This window comes from uncultured Eudoraea sp., from assembly GCF_947260015.1.
In the GTDB taxonomy this organism is placed as follows: Bacteria; Bacteroidota; Bacteroidia; order Flavobacteriales; family Flavobacteriaceae; genus Eudoraea.
Genome location: NZ_CAMYOM010000051.1, coordinates 1 through 10,057, shown reverse-complemented (window position 1 = coordinate 10,057; position 10,057 = coordinate 1). Strand labels below are relative to the sequence as shown.

Genomic DNA, 10,057 nt, shown 5'->3' with positions numbered 1-10,057 from the left:
ATGGGCGGATATGGAGGTTATGAATATTTCTTCCAGGGAGTATCTTATGCTGATGTAAATGTCTATGAGACCAATGAGGATGCCATAGTAAATATTATGGTTAGAGACCAGGGGGGCTGTGAAGCAATAATAGCAATACCTTTTGATTTTACCGGGATGCTTGAAATTCCAAATTTCTTTACACCTGATGGAGATAACAATAATGAATTATGGTTTCCAAGAAACAGAGACTTTTTCCCAAATATTGAAGTCAAGATATATGACCGTTACGGCAGGGTAGTAGCCATATTGGATCAGGTATCCGGATGGGATGGCAAATATGATGGAAATGAATTGCCTTCAGGAGACTACTGGTATGTGGTTAATGCCAATGATAAAGAAAGGCAACAGTATGTTGGACACTTTACACTGTATAGATAATACAGCTGTTAACTCATAAAAAAAGGTATCTATAAATAATAGATACCTTTTTACTTATTTAAGGAATACTAGTTTAAAACGACGCCATTTTCTAAAATTAAGTCATATGAATAGCCAGCTCCATAATCTTTGTTAAGGGCTACAACGGCCTGTATCGTGATAATATCACCTTCCTGTGCAGACATATTGGTTGTGATAATAAGATCAAAATCATCCTGGCTGCCATCTTTAAGGTGAATCCAGTTTTTATTCATGATATTGTTATTCACTTTTACGCATCTTCCCTTTATTTGGACAGCTTGTCCTTCAAACTTATTCGGATCATTCAAGAAGGCCGAAATTTCAGGATAAATTTTATAACTGATATTTTTATTTTCGTCCGAAGTCACTTCAACGGGTTCTTCTTTACCCTTATTAATTTGAGGTTTATCGAAGGTCCCGATTGTGTACTTGGCGCCATGCATCTGTGTTACTAGTTTAGTAACAAACCAAATAGAGTCAAAAACCCTGTCATGTATTTTGCTTTTAAATTCAGTTTTTAGCAAAGCCTCGCGATAGAAGTAAGTTGAGTCAAGATTAATCTCACTTTTTTTAGTTGCTACCCAAAACTGATCCTTGTCTTCTTTAACTCTTAGATATACATAATTAGATGCAGGGATTATCTCAAGAATTTTTATTTCATGGATTTCGTTATCCACAATATCTGAAGATGAAATTCCTGAAGATTTATTGGCAATGGAGAAGGGCTCTACAGTTTTAGGGCCTCTTTTACAGCCAGTTAAGAAAATAAAAAATACAGAAATAAGAAGAATAGATTTGTAATTCATAGGAATTGTATACTTTTTGTTGTTAAAAACAGAAATTATAATACTTAGTTTCTTTTTTTTTGAATTCAATTCTTAAAAAATTTGTTCGGCAATAATAGTATCCAATTCATCCGTTTTTAATGGTTCTTCGAAATGCTTTATGAGTTTTCTCATAACTCTGTTCGTAGATTGTGTAATTTCTGTAGCATCTTCTTTAATACCATTAGCTTTATAATAGGCCTTTACCTTTTTATTTACTAAAATTTTATGCTCAGCTAAAAATTCTCTTAAAGGAGCTTCCCGATACCAATCGCTGAATCCCAGAAGTTCTTCTTCATTGATTTTGTCCACTTTACTAATGGAAGCATTCCTTCTTTCACGAGTGTTTTCCAATCCTACAGAAATTGTATCGAGATCATAAAGTGTTACATTGCTCTGTTGTATTAAGGCTTTATTTATATTGCTCGGAAGTGCCAGATCAATTAATAATAATTTTCTATTGTCATTTTCTATATTGTTTATAAGTCGATGACAGTTGCTTGCGGCACTGATTAATACGTCAAAACCACTGAATTCATTTTGAAGTACTTTTTCCCATGGATAAAAGCTGCAACCATATCTTTTTGCCAAAAGGATTGCATTCTCCTCGGTCCGATTGCTTATATAGATATCATTATAGTCAAACTTGGAATTATACTTAAAAAGTTGCTTTACAATATCGCCGGCCCCAATAAATAATATTTTTTTTGATTGCCTGTGGCCTTTGCCGAAGGTATCGCTTATCATTTTCAGTGATTTATAAGCCACCGAAGTAGTTCCATCCCTAAATTCAGTTTCATTGCTTATCCGCTTATGGCTTTTAAAAACAGTCTGCATGGCCCGTTCCAATATTGATCCTTGTAATTGGTTTGCTATTGCCAATTGATGTGCTTTTCTGATCTGATGGATAATTTCCGCATCTCCTACTATGGAAGATGCTAATCCGGATGATACTTCTAACAGATGCTTTACGGTACCTTCAGTTGAATTACTGAGATTAAATAGGTTTTTATCTAAAGCAAGATTTCGCTTTTTATAGTTAACCAAAAAATTCCGCAATTCTACAGCCGTAGTTTCTGAAGATTCAATAATAATTTCAGTTCTGTTGCATGTTGTAAGAAGAAAAAGACCTGCAATATCCGGATATGCATTATGGATAAGTTCTATTAAACTATTCTTTTCACAATCTGAAATATGATATTCCTCTCGTTTAGAAACAGAAGCTGTTTTATGCGAAATACTTATAAAACGTAAGGTCCTACTCATAATAAAAGATTCAACTTTAAACTAAATATTCGCCTTATATTTATATACGAGGCTTTAAGTGTTCAAATTATTTATTGGCACTAAATGTATTAGATCATTATTCTGCCAATGTTCTCATATAATTAACAATAAGCCATCTGTCTTCATCATCAGGCATTTTTTTGGTATATTCAGGCATATCTTTATAGCCAAAACTGGATTTGTAAAACAATTCCCCATCGGTTTGTGCCTGGTATTCTTCAGATGAAAAATCTCCTAAATCTCCTTCTACATCTTTTGCCTTTGGACCATCTCCATAACCTTCTTTTCCATGACAGGATTTGCAATGCTTGCTGTATAATGATTTTCCTATGTCCAGATCTACAGCAGGATCTGTTGGATTTTTCATATTTACATATTTATCAGGAACGATCCATTTCTCCTGAATAGTTGTTGTGAAGGAATAGAATGCCATCGATACAATCCCTACGATCATTACAATTTTTAGTGCTTTCATGTTAGCAATATTAAGATTTAGTTATTTTATAAAGATTTCGAATTAAATATACAATAGGTCCCCAAGTTGCCAAAATTAAAAATATGGTAAATATTAGAATGAAAATGGGCGTTTTGCTCCTGGGGCCCCATAAGGCTCTTTTTTCAAAACTGGTATCCTGAATAATGGGTACTCCATATGGGGCATCCACAACCGCTTTTACTGTACCATATTCATCACTATCACTTAGGACCACCTCAAGTGTTAAATTTCCATCCAACCCGGGAATCCCTGCTTCAACAGGTACAATTATAGTACCACTTTCATTTGTATAATTAAATTCTTCACCTATTCTTAAAGGATGTATCAGTCGTTGGACCTGTACTTTCAAAGATCGTTCAGCTAATGGCAATTGTGTGGAGGCATCTGTTAGTTTGGCTTGCACATAGTTAATACTATCTTTAGTTACCAGATCTGTGGATATAGCTGCATCTTTGATGCTTACTGTTTTTGAGGCCTTTCTAAATAAATCATTACCATTAAAAGATATACCAAATGTATAGGTATTGCTGGTATCGGCCTTCATAGTTTCCAAAGCCGGAAGTACAAATTTGCTTTTTCCGTCCATGTTGGTTTTAGTTGTGCCAACCGCAACTTCTTCACCTTCCCATTCATAATATACATCTATTTGGAGCCCCGGAATATCTTCCATAGATGTTCCTACTTTAGCAATAGCACCAATGTTCAAATAACTTTCCTGCCCTATTATTTTTATATAATCGAGCTTTAGCCGTACCCTGTTTTTTTCTGTTTCCTGTGCAAATACGCTTTCTAATCCAATAGGCAAAAAAAACAACCCAAGGAATGATAAAAACAACATGCTTTTCAATAGGTGTTTCATGATTCCAAAGGTTTTTCAATTATGTCCATTTTTTGTTCGTCCACAGTCCTTTGTATAGGAACAGCAGGTAAATAACGAATCAACAACGTTATGATCATCAGGGCCATAGCCAAAGTCGCAGAAGTGATGATCCATTCATGCAGGCTTGGAAAATATGAATACCAGGATTCGGGAACACCTTGTAGCGGTAAAAAAGGCTCTAGTAAGGTAGGCGTAATTATGATATAGCGTTTCCACCAGGATCCAATGACCACAATAATCCCAATTATAAACATTGGTAGTGGTTTTCGGCCTTTTTTAAACATAAGAACAATGGCGGGAAGTACCAACCCTACAATGCTCACTATCCAGAACAGGGGTGCATAATGCCCTGTAAACAATGCTTCCAAATGCACAGTTTCCCCTTTTTTTGCCGTAAACTGAGGCATGAGATATTCATTGATGTTGAAGTATATGTATACAAAACAAGCCAATTTAAGCATCTTGCCCATTTTATCGAAATGAAAATCGGTAATATAGTCTTCGAGTTTTCTCCTTATTCGCACTAAATAAATGACTGTAATCAAGGCCCCTATACCGGCAACAAAAGCCCCCGAAATAAAATAAGGGGCAAAATTGGTGCTATCCCATCCCGTTCTGTAGGTACTAGAAAATAACCAGGCATCGATCGTTTGCAATAAGATTCCCGCTAATAGTATAAGGATAGACGTTAATCTAATAGATTTGGTTTGCAGGGCTTTTTGAGCAGGACTTCCTGTCCATTTTAGTGAAAGAATCCCATACAATTTACTCAGTTTGGGTTTTGTTTTTGCAAAATAATCTTTCAAGATTGCAAAATCCGGTATCAGAGGGATATAGAGTAACAAAATACTAATAACCATAAATGTGGGAATAATGATGATATCCCAGGTAATGGGCGACTGCAATCTTGCGTGCACAAACAAGTTCAATAACCGGTCGGGCCTTGCTATATCCAGGGTTATTGTAATTCCTGCCATGATGATACAAGCCAAGGTAATGATCTCTGCAATTCTGACCAGAGGAGTCCTCCATTCGTTTTTACTTAAGCGTAAGATTGCTACGGTAACGGATCCTACGAAACTGGTAGCAACAAAAAAGACAAAATTGGAAATATAAATACCCCAAAGTGCATAGTCGCGCATGTTAGTCACCACTTGTCCCTGTATAAGTTGGTCTATATAAGCGATAATACCCAGAACAATAAGGATTGACAAAAAGACAATCCAAATAATCCCCGGCTTTTCATATTTACGTGGTGCAAGGTCATGCACTATTTCATCGAAGTTTTTCATTCCTCAGTTGGTTTTTCAACGGATTGAAATTCTGTGAACTGTTCCAGCCCATCTTCAAAATCGACCAAGCGGTCAACAGGAGGTAAATAGTATACGTTGGGTTCAGTACCCAGGTTTTCCAATAATCGATATCCGGCTTTATCTTCCAACAATTTGCTCAAACGGAGTGTTTCTTCTCCATTGGTAACCGTATCTTCATATTTGTCCCCGAAATAAAAAACGCCATTCGGGCAGGCTGTAACACAGTGTGGCAACTCATTATTCTTAACTTGGTGTGGACAAAAATCACACTTATCTACAGTGCCTTTAACACTTGGCATGCCGCCATGCTCGGGCGAATATTGGTGCTCCAACATATCCATGTCTAAAGTAAACTCCTGTTTGGGTTCACTCCAATTAAAAACACGGGTAGAATAGGGGCATGCGGCCATACAAAAACGACAGCCAATACATCGTTCATTATCAATTAGAACAAGGCCATCTTTTCTTTTAAAAGTAGCATCAACAGGGCAAACCGTTACGCAGGCCGGCTGATCACAATGCATGCAGGTAGTAGGCATCCAATAGGGAGCCGTATCTTTTGATTCCTGCATTTTATAAACCTTAAGCCAGGCATTATCTCCGGTAATATAATGGTGTTTATTACAGGATTGCTGGCATTTTAAGGCATTTTTACATTTGGCCAGATCAATGACCATAACAAATTTACGATGGGGCATTCCTTCCCGCACATTGTATTTTTTATCGTGGTCTTCAGAATGCTGTACTTCTACGACTTCTGACGAATCTATTTCAATCAATGTACCATCTGTGGTCATTAATTCAATTTTCTCACCAGAATCCGATTTGCTATTCGCATTTAATTTAGAAGTGATTTTAGAGATCCCAAAACCACCAAGAGCAGCGGCAATGCCAACTTTTAACCCCTTGTCAAGAAATTTCCTTCGTTCTTTTTTAGTAGTATCGCCCATTATCAGAATTACTTAATTACCCTTAGATTTTTTTGCCCAACCAGTTAAGGAAGGAGCTATTGGAAATATTTTTCTTTAAAATCTTTGAACTCTTTAGTGCTTTTATTTTAACTTTTACAGTGGTGCCATCCGGTTTTAAAAGAGTTTCATACTCTTCTTCTTCCTCAGGAAGATCTGCAACGGTGGCTTTTTGCTGATTAAATCCAAAAAACGGCACTAAGAAAGTACCTCCCAATAAGGGCAGGATTCGTCTTCTTGATATTTTATGCCGGTTTTTGGATTTATCTTTCATGCTTTTCTGTTCAGTAAATTTTGTTTTATAATTGATTTAGATTAAAAATTATAGAGTCTTGTGATATTAAATCCTATTAAGATATCTCCGGCAAAAAAGTCATTTTCATTAAACATATAATTCTTTTGTGGTACAATACCGTGATAGTTGCCAATGATTAACTGGAAAACGTGACTAGAGGTTCTAAACTCTGCGCCTATCCCTATACCAGGCTTGGGGTAAAAACGCTCTGGTTCTGCATCCGGAAACAGATGATGGGTAAATGGCTGGCTATAGTCAATAATAATAGCTGTTTGTGGACTTACCTTCAATCGTCCGCTAAGTGCAATGGCAAACTTATCATTCCTTGTTTTAGGGGGTACAGCGTTATAATGTGAAATACTTGGTGCTATTTGCAGGGAAAAGGCAGGTGTAAACCTTTTGGCTATGATCAACTGATGAAAAAAGGAATAGCGATCCTGAGTCCTGACAAAATTGTCCTTTGTCCTGGCATCGATGGTGAAATTACCGTAGTAAGATACACTTACCGGCATTTCATTACCGCGGGTTTGTCTTAAAAGTGCCACTTTCCAGTTAAAATCCTGCAAGCGGTCAAATTTGGTAGTTCCAAATCCCAGCGTTAATCTGTCATGAACCGCATAGGAAACGCCTATTCTAATATTAGATGGCGCCCATATCCCAATCAAATCGTTCGTTCCACCATTAATTGTTCCAAACCTGTGCGCCATTTGTATCTCCATAGTGTTTTTGCTGTAGAGCACATTTGTTGGGTTATCGATGATCCAGGCACTTTCAAATGCCGCTCTTTCCAGTTTTACAGGAACGGTATCTTTAACTTTTTCCTGAGCGAAGATCAAGAAGGGGCTAAATAAAAATACATAAAGGATTATTTTATAGTTTTTCATTTTTCATGTTTTTATTTAGTTATTCTCAGCCCCCTGGTCTATCCAGCCTTTTATTAAGGCAATTTCCTCTACATCCAATGGAGAATTTGTTTCGACGGGATGATCGGTACCCGGTAGTCCAGGTAGATTTTGATATAATTCAGAATTCTCGGCATCTTCCGCGATAACATATTCTGGAACAATTGCGTTATAGGAATTGCCTTCTCGCAGATCGGGATTTGCGATAGTAGTGTTATGGCAGCCAATACAGTTCGCGGTAAATAAGGGTTGTATGTCATCTTGAAATGAAACTACTTGATCCTCCGGTATTTCTGGAATCTCTTCTATATATAGTTCATCATAATAACATGAAAAACACATTAAACTTAAACTGCTAACCAGAGCTAATCGAAATAGTTTTTTCATTTTATTTTTGTTATTTAACCGGCCTTTCGCGCTCGTATATTTGCCTTTCTTAAGAAAAGCACAATATATATCCGAAGAACCGGGGAAAACCTTCATTATGTTTTGCCAATTGACTATTACCAATTCATAATGAAGATCCCACTATTAATTTTGTAAAGCTTCAATAGAGTTTTTAAGCAATGCCCTTGTATAGGCAGGGTTATGTATCCCTTTACTTTGATCTTCCAGCAAGGTCCTGTAATTCCATGCGGCTTGTGCCAATTTAGCGGAATACGTTCCGGGGACATAGTATCCATCCACATCGAACATATTATTTGCAGCTAAAAGGGCTTCTAAAGTGGCCATATCCGCAGAGAAACCATTAATTTCATCCGGAGCTCCATTGGGATGGCAAGTGATACAAGCATCATCTTTTGGAACCCAGGAATGTAATCCCTGGTTAATGTCAGAAGATTCTCCCATATGACAACTTACACAGGAAGCCCCTGTCCTGTGCGTGGCAGATCCCACGCCCGGGTAAGCTTCAGAACCTGCAATATTGGCTCCCATGATTCCTTCGAGCATTGTAGCCTGTGGACCGTGGTGAGGACCAAACCGTTTGGAGGTAATTTCATAATCTCCGGTACTAGACGGGATCTCATAGCTGTTTCTTGGTTGGTGACAGGTAATACAGTTGTTACTGGCGTCACCAAAATCAATCACCGTAACTGAATCAATAACCAAAGTTACTGCACCGGAATTTCGTAATGCATAATCGGGACCGTCATTTTCAAAATCGAAGGTGCTGTGTTTGTCATGACATGTGGTACAGTTTAATGGGGAAGCGTTTGGATATGGGTTAATAGTATCATATACGGCAAGACCTAGAGAATCAACACCAATTAAATTTAATGTATATTCCCTGACGGACCCGGTAGTTATATAATCTACATACCCCTCTTCCGCGTGGCATTGTGCACAATCTGCTCTAGGAGCAGCAAATCCAATAAAGCCTGTGCCGTGTTTTGATAGTTCCCAGGAAGCAAACAAAGGTTCTCTGTTTTCGTTTGAGTGGCAACTCACACAAGAGGCAGTACCATCAACCCCGTCAATTCCATCAATACCATCAATACCATCTACGCCATCTGCCCCCGGAGGACCTAGAGCGTCACTGGTACATTGAACACACAGTAAAGCTGATGCAAAAACCATCAGATAACCTAATAATTTTAAATTTTTCATAAGACTGTCTATTTAACCGGTTTATTAATCTTCTGTTAAAATTATGACCGGAACTTTACTTAAATTATGATAAATATCATATTTTTAAAAAGTTAAAAATCTGAATATCAATGTGTTATTAACAAGTGTCAATTTTTAATAATCTTTTGAGCGCAACTAAGGTTACAAACTTATATATATTTAGACATCAAATAATGGTTAGACAGAACAGGTCATTTAAAATAAACTTTGTTATTTTTGCGGTCTTATTTTCGGGATGTGGTTTGTTCCCGCCGGTGGCGGGACAGGCTGGTAGCGTAAGCCGCCAAACGGCGGAGTGGTCGCAGGCCCTGAAGAATATAGGATTTGAATTAAAAATGAAGAATTAGAAAACTAATAGAATCGGGATGTGGCGCAGTCTGGTAGCGTACACGGCTGGGGGCCGTGTGGTCGCAGGTTCAAATCCTGTCATCCCGACTTAACACTTTTAAGTGGTATCAAAGTACTGTTAATCTATTGATTTTCAGTACTTTTTATTTTTTGTGATATCATATAATATCATCTGAAATCATATAAATCGTGTGCGTAACGGGATAATTCTCGGCACATATATTGTTGTAACTTTAAGTAGCTTTTGAAGGTATTTTGCTTTCGTCTTTACCATCCTATAGTATTAATTTAAAGACGTATAACATGCACAACAACAGTAGATTATCAGTATTATTCTTTACCAGAAAACACAGAAAAATTTCCGAGAATGTAATCCTTTATGTTCGCATTACATCTAATGGAACAATCAAAGAAATGAGCTTAAATCGGGATATCCCTCGTGTGCTTTGGGACAATAATAAGAAAAGAGGAAGGGGATATTCCCAAAATATCCAGTCGCTCAATAAATACCTTGACCAAGTATATACCAAAATTCATGAGTGTCATAGACAACTCTTATATGAGAATCAGCTTGTAACTGCTTCCTCTATACGTGCAAAGTACTTGGGAGAAGATGAAGATGGTAAAACATTGCTTGAATTAATCAAATATCATAATTCCAATATGCATACTTC

12 protein-coding genes and 1 tRNA gene are annotated in these 10,057 nt (G+C 37.1%); 3 read left to right on the top strand and 10 right to left on the bottom strand.

Annotation, left to right across the window (positions count from 1 at the left end; genetic code table 11):
* Positions 1-420: T9SS type B sorting domain-containing protein (locus Q0X66_RS14595; RefSeq protein ID WP_297707637.1), on the top strand; the 420-nt coding region annotated here is incomplete at its 5' end.
* 68 nt (positions 421-488) lie between these two features.
* Here the strand turns inward: Q0X66_RS14595 and Q0X66_RS14590 are convergent.
* The 10 genes from Q0X66_RS14590 to Q0X66_RS14545 form a co-directional block, all read right to left on the bottom strand.
* The gene (locus Q0X66_RS14590; protein ID WP_297707635.1) at positions 489-1,316 is read right to left on the bottom strand and encodes a hypothetical protein; all 828 of its coding nucleotides are present in this window, start codon (positions 1,314-1,316) and stop codon (positions 489-491) included.
* Positions 1,317-1,319: 3 nt separating this feature from the next.
* Positions 1,320-2,531 (bottom strand): hypothetical protein, encoded by a 1,212-nt coding sequence (locus Q0X66_RS14585; RefSeq protein ID WP_297707633.1) that lies wholly within the window; start codon positions 2,529-2,531, stop codon positions 1,320-1,322.
* A 97-nt stretch (positions 2,532-2,628) separates the two neighbouring features.
* Complete coding sequence (locus Q0X66_RS14580; protein ID WP_297707631.1) at positions 2,629-3,027, bottom strand: cytochrome c; 399 nt, start codon at positions 3,025-3,027, stop codon at positions 2,629-2,631.
* 10 nt (positions 3,028-3,037) lie between these two features.
* Positions 3,038-3,907: a hypothetical protein gene (locus Q0X66_RS14575; protein WP_297707629.1), complete on the bottom strand. Its 870-nt coding sequence runs from the start codon at positions 3,905-3,907 to the stop codon at positions 3,038-3,040.
* The gene (gene nrfD / locus Q0X66_RS14570) at positions 3,904-5,220 is read right to left on the bottom strand and encodes an NrfD/PsrC family molybdoenzyme membrane anchor subunit (protein WP_297707627.1); all 1,317 of its coding nucleotides are present in this window, start codon (positions 5,218-5,220) and stop codon (positions 3,904-3,906) included. The genes Q0X66_RS14575 and nrfD overlap by 4 nt, the downstream gene beginning before the upstream one ends.
* On the bottom strand, positions 5,217-6,191 hold the full coding sequence (locus tag Q0X66_RS14565) for a 4Fe-4S dicluster domain-containing protein (RefSeq protein ID WP_297707625.1): 975 nt from the start codon (positions 6,189-6,191) through the stop codon (positions 5,217-5,219). Before Q0X66_RS14565 ends, nrfD begins: the two co-directional genes overlap by 4 nt.
* A gap of 22 nt (positions 6,192-6,213) precedes the next feature.
* Entirely contained in the window at positions 6,214-6,483 is a 270-nt protein-coding gene (locus Q0X66_RS14560; protein WP_297707623.1) for a hypothetical protein, read from the bottom strand.
* Between the two features lie 41 nt (positions 6,484-6,524).
* Positions 6,525-7,388 (bottom strand): DUF5777 family beta-barrel protein, encoded by an 864-nt coding sequence (locus Q0X66_RS14555; protein ID WP_297707621.1) that lies wholly within the window; start codon positions 7,386-7,388, stop codon positions 6,525-6,527.
* A 15-nt stretch (positions 7,389-7,403) separates the two neighbouring features.
* Complete coding sequence (locus tag Q0X66_RS14550; RefSeq protein ID WP_297707619.1) at positions 7,404-7,793, bottom strand: hypothetical protein; 390 nt, start codon at positions 7,791-7,793, stop codon at positions 7,404-7,406.
* Positions 7,794-7,937: 144 nt separating this feature from the next.
* The gene (locus Q0X66_RS14545) at positions 7,938-9,014 is read right to left on the bottom strand and encodes a hypothetical protein (RefSeq protein WP_297707617.1); all 1,077 of its coding nucleotides are present in this window, start codon (positions 9,012-9,014) and stop codon (positions 7,938-7,940) included.
* A 382-nt stretch (positions 9,015-9,396) separates the two neighbouring features.
* On the opposite strand from Q0X66_RS14545, the gene Q0X66_RS14540 reads away from it, so the two are divergent.
* Together Q0X66_RS14540 and Q0X66_RS14535 are read left to right on the top strand one after the other, a co-directional pair.
* A tRNA-Pro gene (locus tag Q0X66_RS14540) sits at positions 9,397-9,470 on the top strand.
* Positions 9,471-9,686: 216 nt separating this feature from the next.
* Positions 9,687-10,057 (top strand): Arm DNA-binding domain-containing protein (locus Q0X66_RS14535; RefSeq protein WP_297707616.1); only part of this gene is annotated, 371 nt, incomplete at its 3' end.

What these genes read in the sequence shown, in the direction of transcription:
- Q0X66_RS14585 (WP_297707633.1), bottom strand. Translation starts at nt 2,531, where the DNA reads ATGAGTAGGACCTTACGTTTTATAAGTATTTCGCATAAAACAGCTTCT.
- Q0X66_RS14580 (WP_297707631.1), bottom strand. Translation starts at nt 3,027, where the DNA reads ATGAAAGCACTAAAAATTGTAATGATCGTAGGGATTGTATCGATGGCA.
- Q0X66_RS14575 (WP_297707629.1), bottom strand. Translation starts at nt 3,907, where the DNA reads ATGAAACACCTATTGAAAAGCATGTTGTTTTTATCATTCCTTGGGTTG.
- nrfD (WP_297707627.1), bottom strand. Translation starts at nt 5,220, where the DNA reads ATGAAAAACTTCGATGAAATAGTGCATGACCTTGCACCACGTAAATAT.
- Q0X66_RS14565 (WP_297707625.1), bottom strand. Translation starts at nt 6,191, where the DNA reads ATGGGCGATACTACTAAAAAAGAACGAAGGAAATTTCTTGACAAGGGG.
- Q0X66_RS14560 (WP_297707623.1), bottom strand. Translation starts at nt 6,483, where the DNA reads ATGAAAGATAAATCCAAAAACCGGCATAAAATATCAAGAAGACGAATC.
- Q0X66_RS14555 (WP_297707621.1), bottom strand. Translation starts at nt 7,388, where the DNA reads ATGAAAAACTATAAAATAATCCTTTATGTATTTTTATTTAGCCCCTTC.
- Q0X66_RS14550 (WP_297707619.1), bottom strand. Translation starts at nt 7,793, where the DNA reads ATGAAAAAACTATTTCGATTAGCTCTGGTTAGCAGTTTAAGTTTAATG.
- Q0X66_RS14545 (WP_297707617.1), bottom strand. Translation starts at nt 9,014, where the DNA reads ATGAAAAATTTAAAATTATTAGGTTATCTGATGGTTTTTGCATCAGCT.